At 61.9% G+C, this 16,480-nt stretch carries 18 protein-coding genes and 1 riboswitch; of the genes, 7 read left to right on the top strand and 11 right to left on the bottom strand.

Features of this window, described 5'->3' with window-relative positions; all coding sequences use genetic code 11:
- Window positions 1-42 precede the first annotated feature (42 nt).
- Window positions 43-654 (bottom strand): cob(I)yrinic acid a,c-diamide adenosyltransferase, encoded by a 612-nt coding sequence (gene cobO, locus B2D37_RS08795; RefSeq protein WP_079202333.1) that lies wholly within the window; start codon window positions 652-654, stop codon window positions 43-45.
- Window positions 655-854: 200 nt separating this feature from the next.
- Window positions 855-1,095, bottom strand: a riboswitch (cobalamin riboswitch).
- 153 nt (window positions 1,096-1,248) lie between these two features.
- Here cobO and B2D37_RS08800 point away from each other — a divergent pair.
- Window positions 1,249-1,596 (top strand): GFA family protein, encoded by a 348-nt coding sequence (locus tag B2D37_RS08800; RefSeq protein WP_079202334.1) that lies wholly within the window; start codon window positions 1,249-1,251, stop codon window positions 1,594-1,596.
- A gap of 174 nt (window positions 1,597-1,770) precedes the next feature.
- Here B2D37_RS08800 and B2D37_RS08805 read toward each other — a convergent pair whose 3' ends face one another.
- The 6 genes from B2D37_RS08805 to ttcA all read right to left on the bottom strand — a co-directional run bounded on the left by B2D37_RS08805 (window position 1,771) and on the right by ttcA (window position 6,293).
- Complete coding sequence (locus B2D37_RS08805; protein WP_079202335.1) at window positions 1,771-2,433, bottom strand: O-methyltransferase; 663 nt, start codon at window positions 2,431-2,433, stop codon at window positions 1,771-1,773.
- Between the two features lie 192 nt (window positions 2,434-2,625).
- Complete coding sequence (locus tag B2D37_RS08810; RefSeq protein WP_079202336.1) at window positions 2,626-3,144, bottom strand: C40 family peptidase; 519 nt, start codon at window positions 3,142-3,144, stop codon at window positions 2,626-2,628.
- An 83-nt stretch (window positions 3,145-3,227) separates the two neighbouring features.
- Window positions 3,228-3,854, bottom strand: a complete 627-nt coding sequence (locus B2D37_RS08815) for a C40 family peptidase (protein ID WP_079204943.1) — start codon at window positions 3,852-3,854, stop codon at window positions 3,228-3,230.
- Between the two features lie 52 nt (window positions 3,855-3,906).
- Entirely contained in the window at window positions 3,907-4,686 is a 780-nt protein-coding gene (locus B2D37_RS08820) for an NAD-dependent deacylase (RefSeq protein ID WP_079202337.1), read from the bottom strand.
- Window positions 4,687-4,754: 68 nt separating this feature from the next.
- The gene (locus B2D37_RS08825) at window positions 4,755-5,426 is read right to left on the bottom strand and encodes a DNA-3-methyladenine glycosylase I (RefSeq protein WP_079204944.1); all 672 of its coding nucleotides are present in this window, start codon (window positions 5,424-5,426) and stop codon (window positions 4,755-4,757) included.
- 42 nt (window positions 5,427-5,468) lie between these two features.
- Window positions 5,469-6,293: a tRNA 2-thiocytidine(32) synthetase TtcA gene (ttcA, locus tag B2D37_RS08830; RefSeq protein ID WP_079202338.1), complete on the bottom strand. Its 825-nt coding sequence runs from the start codon at window positions 6,291-6,293 to the stop codon at window positions 5,469-5,471.
- A gap of 97 nt (window positions 6,294-6,390) precedes the next feature.
- On the opposite strand from ttcA, the gene B2D37_RS08835 reads away from it, so the two are divergent.
- The 5 genes from B2D37_RS08835 to B2D37_RS08855 all read left to right on the top strand — a co-directional run bounded on the left by B2D37_RS08835 (window position 6,391) and on the right by B2D37_RS08855 (window position 9,551).
- A complete protein-coding gene (locus B2D37_RS08835; protein ID WP_079202339.1) occupies window positions 6,391-6,987 on the top strand; it encodes a DNA-J related domain-containing protein in 597 nt (198 codons plus the stop codon).
- 165 nt (window positions 6,988-7,152) lie between these two features.
- Complete coding sequence (locus tag B2D37_RS08840) at window positions 7,153-7,752, top strand: Yip1 family protein (protein ID WP_079202340.1); 600 nt, start codon at window positions 7,153-7,155, stop codon at window positions 7,750-7,752.
- Window positions 7,753-7,863: 111 nt separating this feature from the next.
- Window positions 7,864-8,358: a SprT family zinc-dependent metalloprotease gene (locus B2D37_RS08845; RefSeq protein WP_079202341.1), complete on the top strand. Its 495-nt coding sequence runs from the start codon at window positions 7,864-7,866 to the stop codon at window positions 8,356-8,358.
- Between the two features lie 264 nt (window positions 8,359-8,622).
- A complete protein-coding gene (locus B2D37_RS24135) occupies window positions 8,623-8,811 on the top strand; it encodes a hypothetical protein (protein WP_177345202.1) in 189 nt (62 codons plus the stop codon).
- Window positions 8,812-8,837: 26 nt separating this feature from the next.
- The gene (locus tag B2D37_RS08855; protein ID WP_079202342.1) at window positions 8,838-9,551 is read left to right on the top strand and encodes a lipoate--protein ligase family protein; all 714 of its coding nucleotides are present in this window, start codon (window positions 8,838-8,840) and stop codon (window positions 9,549-9,551) included.
- 62 nt (window positions 9,552-9,613) lie between these two features.
- Here the strand turns inward: B2D37_RS08855 and B2D37_RS08860 are convergent, their stop codons facing one another.
- The 3 genes from B2D37_RS08860 to B2D37_RS08870 form a co-directional block, all read right to left on the bottom strand.
- Window positions 9,614-10,795: a CaiB/BaiF CoA-transferase family protein gene (locus tag B2D37_RS08860; protein WP_079202343.1), complete on the bottom strand. Its 1,182-nt coding sequence runs from the start codon at window positions 10,793-10,795 to the stop codon at window positions 9,614-9,616.
- Window positions 10,796-10,879: 84 nt separating this feature from the next.
- The gene (locus B2D37_RS08865; RefSeq protein ID WP_079202344.1) at window positions 10,880-12,517 is read right to left on the bottom strand and encodes an AMP-binding protein; all 1,638 of its coding nucleotides are present in this window, start codon (window positions 12,515-12,517) and stop codon (window positions 10,880-10,882) included.
- 61 nt (window positions 12,518-12,578) lie between these two features.
- Window positions 12,579-13,718 (bottom strand): acyl-CoA dehydrogenase family protein, encoded by a 1,140-nt coding sequence (locus B2D37_RS08870; RefSeq protein WP_079202345.1) that lies wholly within the window; start codon window positions 13,716-13,718, stop codon window positions 12,579-12,581.
- Between the two features lie 158 nt (window positions 13,719-13,876).
- Between B2D37_RS08870 and B2D37_RS08875 the strand changes: the two genes are divergently transcribed.
- Entirely contained in the window at window positions 13,877-14,875 is a 999-nt protein-coding gene (locus B2D37_RS08875) for an AraC family transcriptional regulator (protein ID WP_079202346.1), read from the top strand.
- 187 nt (window positions 14,876-15,062) lie between these two features.
- Here B2D37_RS08875 and B2D37_RS08880 read toward each other — a convergent pair whose 3' ends face one another.
- Window positions 15,063-16,247: an MFS transporter gene (locus B2D37_RS08880; RefSeq protein ID WP_079202347.1), complete on the bottom strand. Its 1,185-nt coding sequence runs from the start codon at window positions 16,245-16,247 to the stop codon at window positions 15,063-15,065.
- Between the last annotated feature and the right edge of the window lie 233 nt (window positions 16,248-16,480).

The raw sequence follows: 16,480 nt of genomic DNA on the forward strand, positions 1-16,480 counted from the left end.
TCTGGGGCGAGTACGCCCTAGCCGAGTCGATCCTGGCACCGATCAAAACTCCACTCCTTTCTGCGCCTTCACCCCAGATTTAAACGCATGCTTGACCAGGTTCATCTCGGTGACGGTGTCCGCCGCCTCGATCATGCCCGGCAAGGCGCCACGCCCGGTCACCACCACATGCTGTAGCAACGGCCGCGACTCGATATCGGTAAGCACCGCTTCCAGCTCCAGATAGCCATATTTCAGGGCGATATTCAGCTCGTCGAGCACCACCAGGCCAATACCCGGATCACTGAGCAACTGCGCGGCGACCGTCCAGGCTTCGCGGGCCTTGTCGATATCGCGCTGACGATCCTGGGTTTCCCAGGTAAAGCCCTCGCCCATCACGTGGTAGCTGACTTCATCGGGAAAACGCCGGAAGAAGGTCTCTTCCCCGGTGCTGGCCGCGCCCTTGATGAATTGCACCACACCGACCCTGAGGCCATGGCCGAGGGCGCGCGCGACCATGCCGAAGGCACTGCTGCTCTTGCCTTTGCCGTTGCCGCTGTGCACCAGCAGCAGGCCGTATTGGTCCTGGGCCTGGGCGATTTTCTCGTCGATCAAGGCCTTCTTGCGGGCCATGCGCGTCTTGTGTCGCGCGTCGCGTTCTGCCGACTCGCTCATCGCGCGCGCTCCCACAGCCGTGACGGCATACAGGAAAGGCTGCACAGCACAGCGGCTGTCATGGGGGGAAGGGGTTTGCTCATCTCGATCTAGCTCCGTCGCGCTCACCCGTGCGACCCAGGCAGGAAAAGACATACGGAGAGCGGGGACGCATGAACTGCACCAAGCGTGCAGCCACACGCCAGACAACGCCCTCCGCGATGTCGTGGACTGCAGCAGGCCGGTCTCCGGGCTTGCGAGTGGCGCTCCGACTATGCAGAACACCTTCAAACGCGCCTTCCCATGCCAATGCACAGTGGCTCAATCAGCGTTTGTTTCAACTCGCATACCGTTGCGGGGGCAGCGTCGGAATTGTTGGCGTGAACACGCACAGCGTACCGACTTCCCTGTTTCACCCCTCGGACGCACAGCGTTGGGGGCACCTGTTGCAAGCCGCGCAGGTTAGTGGCACGCGGTCTTAGCGTCAATGCATAGGCGCAGCTCAGTAGCCGGGGCAATCCGGGGAAGCCATCAAGAGCGGATGGAACGTGGAGCCCAGGGTTAGCGCAGCGGGTCTAAGCTTTGCTCTCTACTCTCTCGCACAGGAGAACAGCCATGAAATACCACGGCAGCTGCCACTGCGGCCAGGTGGCCTTTGAGGTGGAAGGCCAGATCGACGGCGCGATGGCGTGCAATTGCTCGATCTGCCAGCGCAAGGGTTCGCTGCTCTGGTTCGTGCCGCGCGACCAGTTAAAGCTGCTCACGCCGGAAAGCCAGATGGCCACCTACACCTTCAACAAGCACGTGATCCGGCACTATTTCTGCCCGACCTGCGGTATCCATCCCTTCGGCGAAGGCAGCGACCCCAAGGGCAACGCCATAGCGGCGATCAATATCCGCTGCCTGGAGGACATCGAGCTGGAGGCCGTGCCCGTCACCCACTACGATGGGCGCGCGCTCTAGGCAAGCCGCACGGATCGTAAAAAGACCAAAGCCAGGCGCCCTACTGGGAGTCACCCACTACCGCGAGCTGAACCTGGATGAGTTGCACATCCGCCGAATCACTCCCGGGTTGCATCCGGCCTACGTATCGCAGGCCTTGTGCATGAAAACATAGGAGCTATGCAAAAACAGCCTTCAGCGCTTGCGACACAGCGTCAAACCGTCACCCAGCGGCAGCAGAGACAAGTCGATGCGCTGATCGTCTTTCAGTGCCAGGTTGAGTGCCTGAATGGCGCGGGTGTCGTCACTGTCTGGAGCCTGCTCCAGCACCCGCCCGCTCCACAGGGTGTTGTCAAACAGGATCAGGCCGCCCTGGCGCACCAGCCGCAGGGCATGTTCCAGATAGGCCGGGTAGTTGGCTTTGTCCGCATCGATGAAGATCAGGTCGAAGCTACCCGCCTGACCTCCACGCTCAAGCGCGACCAAGGTCTCCAGAGCCGGTGCCAGGCGTTGTTCGATGCGTTCGCAGAGGCCGGCTTCGCGCCAGTAGCGCTCGGCGATGGCGTTGTAGTCGCCGGGGATATCACAGCAGATCATCCGCCCCGCTTCCCCCATGGCCTGAGCCATGCAGAGGGCGCTGTAGCCGGTGAAGGTGCCGACCTCGACAATCCGCCTGGCGCCGGTCAGTTGCACCAGCAGCGCCATGAACTGGCCCTGTTCGGGCGCAATTTGCCAGTTGGCATTGGCCAGCTGCGCCGTCTCATCGCGCAGACGCTTGAGCAGCGACGTTTCGCGCAGGGAAACGTCGAGTAGATAGTGGTAAAGGCTGTCGTCAAGCGTGAGGGTACGGTTGGTCATATGACTCTCCTGAATTAACCACGTGCAGGTCCAGGTAAGAGATGCCATGTCGTCTACCCAGCAATCCGTAGAGCCTCTGTTCAGATGCAGGGTCTGCGGCATCGCGTGAGTCCGCACGAATGAAGTCCGGAGCTTCTATCGACAATCGACCCGAATTGCACCCGGCCGACGGGGCAGGTTCCTACGCAGTCGTCAGGGATTACGCGCCAGTTCGGGACTGAATACGCGCTTGGCATCCAGATAGGTGCGTTGCCAGTAGCTGTTGCTGAGGCTATCCAGACGCACGGTGCCGCCGCTGGAAGGTGCATGCACGAAGCGGCCGTCACCGACATAGATCCCCGCATGGCTGACCTGGCGCCCACCGCTGGTGGCAAAAAACACCAGGTCACCGCTTTTCAGCGCATTACGGCCGACGGCGGGCGCGCGCATGCTGATCAGCTCGCGGGTAGAACGCGGCAGGCTGACGCCAGCCGCGTCGCGGTAGACGTAGCCGATCAGCCCGCTGCAATCAAAACCGCCCGCCGGGGTATTGCCGCCATAGCGATAGGGTGTGCCGACCAGTCCGAGGGCGCGAAACAAGACCTCTTCGGCACCACTGTCGATGCTGGCAACGGGCACATGGACGATTGGCTGTGGAGCAGGAGGGCGACCGGCGCAGGCAGTCAGCAGCGCGGCAAGCAGAAGCAGGGCAACACGGGTCGTGAAGTGCATGAGCGAAACGATCCAGAGCCTGAGTGCGCTCTACTGTGCCGACTCAGGAGAAACCGCGCAACCTTTGCGGTTGCGCCGAGAAATCAGGGATGGCGGGCGAGCTGATCGGTCGGGGCCATGGCCAGCGCCCGTTTGGCCTCGATAAAGGTGCGGTTCCAATAGCGATCTTCCAGGCTATCGACCCGCACACCACCGCTACGGCTGCTGGAGGAATGAATGAACTGATCGTCCCCCAGATAAATGCCAGCGTGGCTGACTCGACCACGGCCGTTGGTGCTGAAGAACAGCAGATCGCCCGGTTCGAGCTCTTCACGCTCGACCAGAGGCGCGTTGATGTTGATCATTTCGCGGGTAGAACGCGGCAGTTGCATGCCGAGCTCTTCCTTGAACAGATAACCGATGAAACCGCTGCAATCGAACCCCGACTTCACCGTGCTGCCGCCGTAGCGGTAACGGGTGCCAACCAGCGACAAACCATGGGACAGGATGCTGTCGGCCAACTGGGGAAGCTCGTAGGATTTGTCGCCGGCAAAGTCGATGACTGCATCGGCTTCGGCTTTCGCTTCGGTATCGTCAAGAAGAGCTGCATGTTCAGCCGTCTTGGCCTTCGCCACTGCAGTGGTCGCCGGAGTTTGCGGCGCATGACTGGCGCAAGCGGCCAGAACCAGAGTAAGTGCGAGAGGCACGAGAGGTGCGAAGTGTTTGAACATGAGCACAACGTGTCGTAGTTTCACAAGGGCGCGACTATGCCTTCAATGCCCTTCATTTGCAAATTCTATGACCGTTGATGTGACTCAGTAGCGCTGGCAAAACATCTAAGGCTCGCCCCTGCAGATGCACGTCGACGGCATCGCTCAAATCGCTACGATTGGGATTGATCTCGGCGGTGAAACCACCCGCCTGACGGGTGCGCAGCAGCGGTTCGACTATGTAGGGAAAACTGGCACTGGTGCCGATGCTGATGACCGCCTCGAAGCCTTTGCCCAGTTCGGCATACAGGCTGTCGATCGCCTGCTCCGGCAGCATTTCCTCGAACAACACCACCGGCGGGCGCAGGATGCCGCCGCACTGCTGGCACTTGGGCGGCAGTGGCCGGCTCAGGTGCTCGGCCAGTTGCGGGTCTTGTGCGCCGCAGGACTGGCAATACAGCGGCGCCAGTTCGCCATGGATCTCGATCAAGCGCTCGGGCGGACTGCCGGCAGCGCGGTGATAGCCATCGATATTCTGGGTCAGCACCCAGCACTGGGGTTTCAAACGCTGCAACTCGGCGATGGCGTAATGCCCGGCATTGGCCTGTGCGCCGAGGCAGGCTTTGGCCAGTTCGGCCAGGTACTTCCAGCACAGCGCGGGGTCGCGTTGCAGCATGGGCCCGGAAAGCGCCGCCTCGATCGGCAGGCCTTCGGCGGTCTGGCCGTTGTACAGGCCGCCGATGCCGCGGTAGGTCGGCAAACCGGAGTCGGCGGACAGACCGGCGCCAGTAATGATCAGGATGCGCTCGACCGCATTGATGGCCTCGGCAACACGGGCAATGACCTCATCCATCTCAAGCTCTCCTGACGACGCTCTTTCGTCCACCGCGACATCGACTTGGTGGGTGGATGAAACGTCAGTCAATGATTGACCGTATACGCCAGCATCATCGACAACTGGCACAGCGGTCGGCCGCTCTGTACGTGCCACTGATTGAACGCCGCCTGCACGGCTGCGCGGTCTTTTAGGCTGGTCGGCACCTTGTCGATGATGTTCTGCGCCTTGAGCGCGGCGACCATGTCATCGCTGGGAATGAAGGTATCCTTGCCGACCATGCGCAAGAACCGCGGCGCGGACAACCCGCCCATCTGGCTACCGTGCTTGGCCAGGTAGCGCCACAGACCAACGATATCGGTCACTGGCCAGTCGGCGATCAACGCACCGAAGCTGCCTTTCTCCCGGCGCACATCCAGCACGAACTGGGCATTGCGCGGCACGCTCTTGAGCTTGCCCAGGTGGCGGATGATGCGCGCATCCTGCATCAGGTTTTCCAGACGCTCGGCGCCCATCAGTACGACTTTCTCCGGATCGAAAGCGAAGAACACCTGCTCGAAAACCGGCCACTTGGCATCGACCAGGCTGTGCTTGAGACCGGCCCGAAAGATGCGCAGGCTGAGGGTGGACAGATAGCGGTCATCGCTCAGCGCACGCAACTCTGCATCGCTACACGGCTGCGGCAAGCGCGCCTCGAGGGCAGCGGCCGAGCCAAAACGATTCAGGCAATACTCATGGAGCCATTTGTAGTCGCGCATCATCCCTTGCCTTTGCTTGTCGCTTGAGCTTTATCGCTGGCCCTACAGATTCATCACATTGACGAAACGTGATGCGGCATTTTCGTCGATTCTCAGGTTCTTGAAGTCGAACAGGTTGCGGTCGGCCAACTGCGAAGGCACTACGTTCTGCAACGCGCGGAACATGATCTCGATACGCCCCGGCGATTTGCGCTCCCAGTCCTGGAGCATCTCTTTGACCACCTGACGTTGCAGGTTTTCCTGCGAGCCGCAGAGGTTGCACGGAATGATCGGGAACTGCCTGAGCTTGCTGTAAGCCTCGATATCCGCCTCATTGCAGTAGGCCAGCGGGCGGATCACCACGTTGCGCCCGTCATCGGCACGCAGCTTCGGCGGCATGGCCTTGAGCGTTCCGCCGTAGAACATGTTGAGGAAGAAGGTTTCCAGGATGTCGTCGCGGTGATGCCCCAGGGCCATCTTGGTCGCGCCGATCTCGTCGGCGAAGGTGTACAGGGTGCCGCGGCGCAGGCGTGAACACAGCGAACAGGTGGTCTTGCCTTCCGGGATCATCTCCTTGACCACCGAATAGGTGTCTTTTTCGACGATGTGATAGGGCACACCAATGGATTCCAGGTAGGCCGGCAACACATGCTCGGGGAAGCCTGGCTGTTTCTGGTCCATATTCACCGCGACTATCTCGAACTTGATCGGCGCGACCTTCTGCATATGCAGCAACACATCGAGCATGGTGTAGCTGTCCTTGCCCCCGGACAGACAAACCATGACCTTGTCACCGTCCTCGATCATGTTGAAGTCGGCAATGGCTTCGCCGGCCTGACGACGCAGGCGTTTTTGCAGCTTGTTCTGATTGACCGAGAGGCTACCCATGGTGCACTGGAATCCGGAGGCTTACTAAAGAGCGGCATTTTACCCAGAAAGCGCGACGCGCCCTACCCCAATCGCGCTGCAATGCTAGGCTCGAATAATGAACGACGAACTTGACCCCTCTGCCGATCTGGCAGAACACCTGCACCAGCTGCTGCAGGACGCCCCCGCCGGGATTGGCGAATACCAGTTGATCCAACAGCTGAAAGATCGCCACTGCACGCACATTCCCCACTTGCCGCTGACCGACAACCTGGTGCTATTTCGCACCCACTTTCTAGTCTTCAACGCCCTGTACCGGCTGCGCGAGCAGCTATGGAGCGAACGGCTCGGCTTTGTCCAGATCAACCCGCTGTGCATCCAGCTGCTGCCTTACCAGGCTGGCAGCGCCGAACTGAGCGAGCACGACCCGTTGCGCGAGTATTACCTGGATCTCAGTCAATTGAGCGACACCGACGAGCGCGATGTGGAAAAGCTGCTGGCCAGTTTCTGGACACGCATGCAAGGCGGCGAGGAAAAGCGTGCCGCCCTGGAGCTGTTCGAACTGAGCGAAAGCCAGCAAGTGCTCAATCTCGGGCTTATCAAGCATCGCTACAGGCAACTGGTCAGCCTGCATCACCCCGATCGAGGCGGCAGCACTGCGCGCCTGCAGTCAATCAACAAAGCGATGGAAATTCTGGAACGCTATTACAGCTGACTTTCAGAGACCAATTTGCTCTAAGAGCAGCCCCCTCTCGAACGCCAGCCTCTGCCTATACTGCGACATACGGTCGCATAGGTTCGGCCAGTACCCGGTGGCGCTGTCTACGCGCGCCGGGCACTACGCTGGGGGGCGACCGCATAACAAGAGGAGGTGTCTGGCATGATCCATCACGTTTGGGGGCTCTTCACCCATCCCGATCAGGAATGGCAGGAAATTCGTGGCGAAGAAGAAACCATCAGCCACATGTATCTCACCCACGTACTGGTGCTCGCCGCGATTCCGGCGATCTCAGCTTTTATCGGCACCACTCAGGTCGGCTGGTCCATCGGTGATCGGGCACCGGTAATGCTGACCGAAGCCAGCGCATTGCAAATGACGATCATGACCTACCTGGCGATGCTTGCCGGTGTTGCGGTGATGGGCGCCTTCATTCACTGGATGGCACGTACCTATGACGCCAGCCCCAACCTGACCAGGTGCATCGTGTTCGCCGCCTACACTGCTACGCCCTTGTTCGTCGGCGGCCTGGCGGCACTCTATCCAAATATGTGGCTGGCCATGGTGGTGGGAACACTGGCCATCTGCCACACCGTCTACTTGCTCTATGTGGGTATCCCAACCTTCATGAGTATCCCCGAGGATGAGGGTTTCATGTTCTCCAGCTCGGTACTCGCGGTAGGGTTGGTGGTACTGGTGGCGATGATCGCCTGCTCGGTGATTTTCTGGGGTCTTGGGGTAGGCCCGGTCTACACCAGCTAAGGCATGGCAGCGAAGACCGTACGAAACCACCTCACGGTGGTTTCGTCGTTTTGGGGCTGCCGTAGCGGTTCGGCTTAGGCATAATCGCGCCGTCATCTTCAGGTTACGCCCATGCCCGAACACATCCACACCCGTGTCGAGTCTTGTTACCAGCAGGCCGAGGCCTTTTTCAAACAGCGCTTTGTCCGTGCCGAAGTGAGCTTCAAACTGCGCGGGCAAAAGGCCGGGGTGGCGCACCTGACGGAAAACAAACTGCGCTTCAACCCCCAGCTATACCGGGAAAACCGCGAAGACTTCCTCAAGCAGACGGTGGCCCACGAAGTAGCGCACCTGATCGCCCATCAACTGTTTGGCCTGAAGATCCAAGCTCACGGCGAGGAATGGCAACTGATCATGCGCGGCGTCTATGAATTGCCGCCAAACCGCTGCCATAGCTATGACGTCAAGCGTCGCAAGGTCAGCCGCTTCATCTACCGCTGCAGCTGCCCCCAGGGCGACTTCCCCTTCTCCGCCCAACGTCACGCCCTGGTCGGCAAAGGCCGGCGCTACTTCTGCCGGAGCTGCAAGGTGACCCTGAGCTATACCGGCGAACAGCGAGTGGAGTGAGCCGCCGTCGAGACTCCCCCCGCAATACATCGAACAGCCAAGAGCCAAGCGGCGGCCTCTCGTCAGCCAGCAGACACCTGGGATAGGCCCATCTGCATTACCAACGACCGCGCCTGCGCGCAACTCAGATCGCAAAGGGCCCACTTGCCGGCATCACGTCTGGATCTGGAGTGCTGGCGTTGTACGGTATAGGTACCGCGCAGGCCGGGGCAGCGTTCCTCTGCGGCCATCTGGCTGGGGATCTGGTCTGCTGCAGCACGGCTGTTGATTGCCATCCCCGGTGCCCTGGAGATTGGCAGCAGCGTCGTCGCCGTGCTCGGCGTACTGAGCGGGCGCTACCTGTGCGGGTTAGGCCTGCGCGCGATTCGCACCCGCGACAGCACGGCCGCCCCGGGAATGGCAGATAAGGGCAAGTCGGTTACCATCAGCGGTGTAGTTTCTCGATGGTTGTAGCGACGACTCAAGCGAAGCGAGGTGACATGACGCCCATACAACGACTGCCGGTCGAGGCCGGTCTGGATGCGGAACGGCAGTTGCTGGATCAGGTGCATGCCGGTGCCCTCGAGTGTGGCTTGCTGTTCTGGCGGCCACTGGATACCGCGCTGGTGATGCCGCGCCGCCTGAGCCGTCTGGCCGGTTTCGCCGCCGCCGAGGCGGCCTGCGCGGCGCAAGGCTGGCCGGTGGCACTGCGCGATACCGGCGGCGAACCGGTGCCGCAGTCTCCGGCGGTGCTCAACGTGGCGTTGGCCTATGCCGTGCCCGCGGGCGACGATGAGCAAAAACGCATCGAAACAGCCTACCTGCGCCTGTGCCAGCCACTGTGTGACTGGTTGCGCGACCTCGGTCTGGATCCCGGCCTGGGCGAAGTGGATGGCGCCTTCTGCGACGGCCGCTACAACGTCACCCTGGAGCAACGCAAGCTGGTCGGTACCGCGCAACGCTGGCGCCGGCGGCCGAGCGATGGCCGCCACGTGACCCTGGCCCATGCCGCTATCCTGCTGGACAATCAGCGCCAGTCGATGGTCGAGGTGGTCAATAGCTTCTACCGGGATTGCGACCTGCCGAGCCGTTGTCGGGTCGCCAGTCATGTGCCGCTGGACGAGTTCATCACCCCGGTATGGCCGGCTGCAAACGGCCTGCAGGATTGCTACCGGCAACAGCTGGCGGGGGCGGGATTGCCGCTTTCCGCGTAGGGTGCGCGGGGCCGCCTAGGCCATACGCACCGGGACACCCCGCCGATGGCGCGCATCCCCCCTTACGCCACGACCTTGGCCGCCTTCAGCGCGGCGATTCGTTCAGCCGAGTAGCCCAGCTCGCGCAATACCTCCTCGGTGTGTGCCCCCACCGCTGCGCCCACATGCCTGGGCTCGGGCAAACCGCCGGAGAATTTGATCGGACAGGCGATCTGCGGCTGTGGGTCGCGGCCTGCACGCGGCACCTCGGTGACCAGCTGGCGCGCCTTGAGCTGCGGGTGCTCGACCGCCTCGGCCAGGCTCAGCATCGGCTCGACGCAGGCGTCCAGACCGGCGAATAGCTGGCCCCATTCGGCAAAATCGCGCGTCTCGAATTCGATCTCAAGCTCGCGCTTGAGCGCGCGCTGATCCTCGGGCTTGGGCGACAGGCCGCGGGCAGCCAGTTCCGGACGCCCCAAGGCGGCGCAGAACTGCTGCATGAACTGCGGTTCCAGGCTGCCGACCGAGAACCAGCGACCATCGCGGGTGCGGTAGTAGTCATAGAAGCTGCCGCCGTTGAGCACCTGGTTTTCCATCTGCGGCTCGACGCCGGCAGCCAGATAACCCGCCCCGGCCATGCCGTGCAGGCTGAAGGCGCAGTCGGTCATGCTGATATCCACCTGCTGCCCCTGCCCCGTTGCCTGCCGCTGAATTACTGCGGCCAGCAAGCCGATCACCCCGTGCAATGAGCCACCGGCAATATCCGCCGCCTGAATGCCCAGCGGCAAAGGCCCGGTTTCTCGCCGCCCGGTGTAACTGGCGATGCCGGCCAGGGCCAGGTAATTGATGTCATGCCCTGCCCGGTCTTTATACGGCCCGGTCTGGCCATAACCGGTGATCGACACGTAGATCAGCCTGGGGTTGATCGCTTTCAGCGCTTCATAACCCACGCCGAGTTTGTCCATCACCCCAGGGCGAAACTGCTCAAGAACGATGTCGTAATCGGCCACCAACTGTTTAACCATCGCCACCGCCTCGGCCTGCTTCAGATCCAGGGCGATGCAGCGCTTGTTGCGGTTGAGGTAGGCATGGCTGGCGGACACCCCGCCGTCATGCGGCGGCAATACCCGCACCAGGTCCATGCGCGTGGGCGACTCAACCCGCAGTACCTCCGCGCCCATATCAGCCAGCAGCAATGAGGCGAATGGCCCAGGCAATAGGGTGGAAAAATCCAGCACTTTCAGGGTGGAGAGCGGGCCTGACATAAAAACTCCTGTGGATACTCTTTAAATGCCGATGGGTATCGCTGCGCTCAACCTACGCGGCCCGCCCCATCCTACGTAGTCGAGTCATTGCCAATGCAGTGGCTGCTCGGCATTGAGCGCGGCGACCTCCTCAGCAAAGCGCGCTTCCAGCACATTGCGGCGGATTTTCATGGTCGGCGTCATGCAACCGTTGTCCACGGTCCAGGGTTCACGCACCAGCACAAAATGGCTGATCCTCTCATGGTTTTGCAGCGTGGCATTGAGTTGCTGCAAGGTTTGCTGCAGGTCAGCCGTCACCTGTTCGCGCGCCTGATCGCGGGCTGCGGGCGACAGCTCGATCAGCGCCAGCGGCTGATCCAGATTGCTGCCCATCAGGCACACCTGCTCGACCCACTGATTCTTGGCAATCTCACCCTCAATCGGTGCCGGAGCGATGTACTTGCCCTTGCTGGTTTTGAAGATGTCCTTCACCCGTCCGGTGATGCGCAAGTAGCCATCGCTGTCCAATTCACCCTTGTCACCGGTGTGTAGCCAGCCACCGACCAACGCCTCGGCGGTTTTCTCTGGATCCCGGTAATAGCCGAGCATCAGCGTCGGGCTGCGAAACAAAATCTCGCCGGTGTCGGCTATACGCACCTCCAGGCCTTTCATCGGCCGCCCCACAGTGCCAAAGCGCACCTGACCGGGGCGATTGAAGCAGCCGTAGGCGACATTTTCACTCATGCCATAGCCTTCACAGAGAGTCAGGCCGATAGTTTGATACCAGTCGAGCAGCCCAGGCGAAATCGCCGCAGCGCCAGAGATCATGATGCGTGCCTGATCGAGGCCCAGGCCGCGACGCACCTTGCGCGCGACCAGCCGACCCAGCAACGGGATACGCAGTAGCAGGGTCAGCTTGGCCTGCGGCAGTTTCTCCAGCACCCCCAGCTGAAAGCGTGTCCACAGGCGTGGCACGGCGAAAAACACCGTGGGCCGCACATGGCACAGATCGCGGGAAAAGGTCTCCATCGACTCAACAAACGCCACTGGCGCGCCGCTATACAGGCTGTTGAATTCGACCATAAAGCGCTCGGCCACATGCGACAACGGTAGAAAGGAGAAGAATCGATCCTCCGTACTCATGTCCATTTCCCGGCAGGCGTTAGCTGCGGTAAAGGCCATAGCGTGCACCGAGAGCATCACCCCCTTGGGATTACCCGTGGTGCCGGAGGTATACACCAGCGTCAGCACCTGCCCGGGCTCTTGCACTGCAGGAGTTTGCAGCGGTTCATGGGCGGCCAGCAAAGCGTGCCAGTCATAGGCGCAGGCCAGCGTCGGGTACGGCAGAGCAATGCGCGTCAGCTGCGGGCCAATCCCCGCCTCCAGCTTCTCCGCGTCATCCAGTTTGCCGAGCAGGATGACCCTGCACTGCGCATGCTCCAGCACGTAGGCAATGCTCTCGGCCGATTGCAGCGGATACAACGGCACGCTGACCAGCCCAGCCATCATGATCGCCAGATCACAGATAAACCATTCGGCGCAGTTCTTCGACAGCAGCGCCACCCGGTCTCCCGGCTCGCAGCCCCGGGCCAGTAGTGCGCTGGCCAAACGCCGGGCCTGGTCATCGACCTGACGCCAGGTGAAATCATGCCACTGGCCGTTTACCGGCTGGCGCAGCCAGGCCGCATCCGGGCGTTTCTCGACCCAGAGCGCGAAACGCTCCAGGGGCAGTTGATCCGTCATATCCCGCCCTCATGATTATTGTTCTAGTTCAGCGCTGGACGCTTAGGTGTCCGACCCTCGATTAAAGCTTCATGCCGCGGCTGATGATCTCTTTCATGATCTCCGAGGTGCCGGCAAAAATGCGCTGGATACGCGCATTCGCGTACATCTTGCAGATTGGGTATTCCCACATATAGCCCCAGCCGCCGTGCAGCTGTACCCCTTCATCCACCACCTTGCCCAGTAGCTCAGTGGTAAACAACTTGGCCTCGGCGGCGACTTCCGGGGTGAGCTTTTTCTCGTTGTGATCCATCACGCAACGGTCGACGAACACCTGGGCCACATCGATCTGAGTGCGCATTTCCGCCAGCTTGAAACGGGTGTTCTGGAAGTGCGAGATCGGCCGATCGAACGCCTTGCGCTCGCGCACATAATCGATGGTCACTTGCAGCGCCGCCTCGGCACCGGCCACCGCGCCGCAGGCGTTGGTCAGGCGTTCCTGGGCGAGCATGTTCATCAAATAGAAAAAACCACCCTTGGCATCGCCGAGCAGATTGGCCTTGGGTACTTTGACGTTATTGAAGAACAGTTCGGCGGTGTCCTGGCTCTTCATGCCGAGTTTTTCCAGCTTCTTGCCGCGTTCGAAACCTTCCATCCCACGCTCAATCAGGAACAGGCCCATGGCGTGTTTGTTATCCGGGTCAGTCTTGGCCGCGACTATCACCACATCGGCCAGCACGCCGTTGGAGATGAACACCTTGGAGCCGTTGAGTAGGTAGTGATCGCCCCTGTCCACCGCGCTGGTGCGCATGCCGGCCAGGTCGGAGCCAGCGCTGGGCTCAGTCATCGCCACGGCTAAAATCAGCTCACCACTGATGATGCCCGGCATAAACCGCGCCTTCTGCTCGGCGTTGCCGTACTCGGCGATATAGGGGCCGCACAGCGCCGAATGCAGCGGCAGCATGAAGCCCGCCTCGTTTATCTTGGCCAGTTCCTCGCACATGATCTGCTCATAGCGAAAATCCTTGAGGCCCGAACCGCCGTATTCCTCGTCCGCCCAGGGCAGCAGGAAACCCATCTCGCCGGCCTTCTTCCACACCTCACGGCTGACTATGCCGGCCGCTTCCCATTCGTCCTGATGCGGCAGCACCTCTTTCTTCAGAAAGGCGGCGAAGGCGTCGCGAAACATATTGTGTTCGGTATCGAAAATATTGCGTTGCATGCGCGTGTGCTCCCTGAGTTGAAGTCGTGTTGCAGGTTAGGCCCGCCCACCCGCCTGCCTCAATGACCCATACGCTCAGCCTGGATTGACCCATTCGCTCGGCACTTGTCCTCAGTCCACCGAGCTGCCTACCATCGGCGCACTTTCAAGGAGTTGTCATGCGCGAACGCACCATCGCCAGCCACTTTGTCCGCGCCGCGTTGTGCGGAGCCGAACGCCAGGGCCACGACTGCGCCGCGCTGCTGCGCCAAGTGGGGATTCAGGCCGCCCTGCTGGATGAGCCGCGCGCACGGGTCGCCCCCGAACAGTTCGCCCGCCTGATGCAATTACTGTGGGAAAGCCTCGGCGATGAATACCTCGGCTTTGGCCGCCTGCGCAGCAAGCCCGGTACCTTCGCCATGATGTGTTACGCGATCATCCACTGCCGTTCACTGGAAAAAGCCCTGGGCCGGGGCGCGCTGTTCTACAGCCTGTTCCCCGAAGCCCCGACCATCAGCATCCAGCGCGAAGGCGACTGGGCGCGGCTGTCGGTGGACGACTCAACCCTGTGCGACCCCGACCACTTTCTGCTCGAGAGCCTGCTGGTGATCTGGCATCGCCTCGGCAGCTGGTTGATCGGCCAGCGTATCCGCCTGGAAGAAGCCACCTTCACCTACAGCCAACCCGCCCATGCCGGCGAATACGAACTGCTATTCCCCTGCAACCGGCGCTTCGCCGCCGGGCAAACCAGCCTACTGTTCCACGCCCGCTACCTGGCCATGCCGCTGTTGCAGGACGAACGCACGCTCAAGCAATTCCTCCAACACTCCCCCGCCGATCTGTTGGCCCGCCCAGACGGCGGCGACAGCCTGATCAGCCAGATCCGCCGCCTGCTCGGCCGCGACTGCAGCGCCTGGCCTGACCTGGACGCGGTCGCGCAACAACTGCATATGAGCCCGCAGACCCTGCGTCGGCATCTGCGCGAAGAGGGTTCGAGCTTTCAGGAGCTGAAGGATCACCTGCGCCGCGACCTGGCCATCTACCACCTGGGCCGCGATGATCTGCCGATTCAGGACATTGCCGAACAGCTGGGGTTTTCTGAGCCTTCGGCCTTTCACCGCGCGTTCAAGAAGTGGACCGGCCTGACCCCGGGTGCTTATCGCGCCCAGGAAAGCTGACGCCGTCTGAAACGCAGATGCCTCGGGTCTGTCGATACGCAAGCCGTGCAAAACTCTAGGGCGGACCGCAGCGGCCACCGCTCAGGGGCGCAACGAACAGCCGCCTATTACCGCGCACCGGACGGCGTACTGCTTCGCGAGTACGGCCTACACCGCAGCCCGGCTGTCATCCAGGAAAACGGCACAGTCAGAGCTTACGCGCCGACCATCCGGCCAGCAGGAACAAACCCGCCAAAACCGCCAATAACGGCAACCAGCCGGCATGTTCCCAGACATAGCCGCCGACATAGCCGACCACGCTGGAGCCCAGGTAATAGGCACACAGATACAGCGCCGAGGCCTGCGCCTTGGCGCCTTTGGCATGCTGACCGACCTGGCCGCTGGCCACCGCATGGGCGGCGAAGAAGCCCAGGGTCAGCAGCGCCAGGCCCAGCACCACGGCACTCAGCCAAGGCGTGGCACAGAGCGCGACGCCGAGCAGCATGATGCCGATACCGCCCTGCAGCACCTGGCGCGCACCGAAATGCGGCACCAGGCGCCCGGCCCAACCGGCACTGAGAATGCCGACCAGATACACCGTGAACAGCAGGCCGATCAACGTCGACGACAAACTGAACGGCGCCGCCGCCAGGCGAAAACCGACATAGTTGAACAGCGCGACGAAGCCGCCCATCAACAGAAATGCCAGCAGAAACAGCGCGCGCAGCTGCCGGTTGCCCAGGTGTTGAGCGAAGTTGCCGAGCAACCCGCGCAGCGACAATGGCTGGGCGCGAAAATGCCGCGACGGCGGCAACAGCCAGATAAACAGCGCCAAAGCCAGCAAGCCCATGCCGGCGATGCCACCCAGCGCCAGCGGCCAGCCGCCGATATCGCTGAGCAGGCCTGCGAGCAAACGCCCGAGCAGGCCGCCCAGAGCGGTGCCGCCGATGTACAGGCCCATCGCCGCCGGCAACGCCTCGGGGTCGAACTCCTCGCCGACATAGGCCATGGCCAGTGCCGGCAAACCGCTCAGTGCCAGGCCGAGCAACGCGCGCAGCAGCAACAGGTAGTCCCAGGTTTCGACCAGCGCACAGGCGATGCCGAGTACACAGGCCAGGCCCAAGGCGCCGACCATCACCGGCTTGCGCCCCCAGCTCTCAGCCAACGCGCCTGATACCAGCAGGCACAGCGCCAGGCTCAGGGTGGTCAGCGACAACGCCAGGCTACTACCGGCCGCCGATACCGAGAAGTGCGCGGCCAACAGCGGCAACAGCGGCTGCACGCAATAGAGCAAGGCAAAGGTGGCGAAGCCGGCGCAGAACAACGCCAGGGTGGCACGCCGGTAGGCAGGGGTGCCGCGTTTGAGGTGTGCACTGGCAGCAGAGGAAGACATCGACGACACTCGCAATCAGGCCCGAACAGGCCGGCACAAAGCCTAGCACGCGCTCTGGCCCGCTGGCTCACGCCACCGCGCACAAGTGTTGTGCGCCTGGCGAACAAGCAGATGAAACAGGCCGCCCCCGCTTGGCAGGTTGCGTGGAGCCCGAATGGCGCACTAGATTTTTTACACCCGGCCATGCACCAACTCCGCCCCTGCTCCCGCGCCTGCATGCCCCCGAAACCCGC

This window comes from Pseudomonas sp. CC6-YY-74 (assembly GCF_002025205.1).
GTDB classification, from domain to species: Bacteria; Pseudomonadota; Gammaproteobacteria; order Pseudomonadales; family Pseudomonadaceae; genus Aquipseudomonas; species Aquipseudomonas paeninsulae.

Excerpts from the sequence above, each read along its gene's own strand:
- cobO (WP_079202333.1), bottom strand. The coding sequence starts at position 654 with ATGAGCGAGTCGGCAGAACGCGACGCGCGACACAAGACGCGCATGGCC.
- B2D37_RS08800 (WP_079202334.1), top strand. The coding sequence starts at position 1,249 with ATGAAATACCACGGCAGCTGCCACTGCGGCCAGGTGGCCTTTGAGGTG.
- B2D37_RS08805 (WP_079202335.1), bottom strand. The coding sequence starts at position 2,433 with ATGACCAACCGTACCCTCACGCTTGACGACAGCCTTTACCACTATCTA.
- B2D37_RS08810 (WP_079202336.1), bottom strand. The coding sequence starts at position 3,144 with ATGCACTTCACGACCCGTGTTGCCCTGCTTCTGCTTGCCGCGCTGCTG.
- B2D37_RS08815 (WP_079204943.1), bottom strand. The coding sequence starts at position 3,854 with ATGTTCAAACACTTCGCACCTCTCGTGCCTCTCGCACTTACTCTGGTT.
- B2D37_RS08820 (WP_079202337.1), bottom strand. The coding sequence starts at position 4,686 with ATGGATGAGGTCATTGCCCGTGTTGCCGAGGCCATCAATGCGGTCGAG.
- B2D37_RS08825 (WP_079204944.1), bottom strand. The coding sequence starts at position 5,426 with ATGCGCGACTACAAATGGCTCCATGAGTATTGCCTGAATCGTTTTGGC.
- ttcA (WP_079202338.1), bottom strand. The coding sequence starts at position 6,293 with ATGGGTAGCCTCTCGGTCAATCAGAACAAGCTGCAAAAACGCCTGCGT.
- B2D37_RS08835 (WP_079202339.1), top strand. The coding sequence starts at position 6,391 with ATGAACGACGAACTTGACCCCTCTGCCGATCTGGCAGAACACCTGCAC.
- B2D37_RS08840 (WP_079202340.1), top strand. The coding sequence starts at position 7,153 with ATGATCCATCACGTTTGGGGGCTCTTCACCCATCCCGATCAGGAATGG.
- B2D37_RS08845 (WP_079202341.1), top strand. The coding sequence starts at position 7,864 with ATGCCCGAACACATCCACACCCGTGTCGAGTCTTGTTACCAGCAGGCC.
- B2D37_RS08855 (WP_079202342.1), top strand. The coding sequence starts at position 8,838 with ATGACGCCCATACAACGACTGCCGGTCGAGGCCGGTCTGGATGCGGAA.
- B2D37_RS08860 (WP_079202343.1), bottom strand. The coding sequence starts at position 10,795 with ATGTCAGGCCCGCTCTCCACCCTGAAAGTGCTGGATTTTTCCACCCTA.
- B2D37_RS08865 (WP_079202344.1), bottom strand. The coding sequence starts at position 12,517 with ATGACGGATCAACTGCCCCTGGAGCGTTTCGCGCTCTGGGTCGAGAAA.
- B2D37_RS08870 (WP_079202345.1), bottom strand. The coding sequence starts at position 13,718 with ATGCAACGCAATATTTTCGATACCGAACACAATATGTTTCGCGACGCC.
- B2D37_RS08875 (WP_079202346.1), top strand. The coding sequence starts at position 13,877 with ATGCGCGAACGCACCATCGCCAGCCACTTTGTCCGCGCCGCGTTGTGC.
- B2D37_RS08880 (WP_079202347.1), bottom strand. The coding sequence starts at position 16,247 with ATGTCTTCCTCTGCTGCCAGTGCACACCTCAAACGCGGCACCCCTGCC.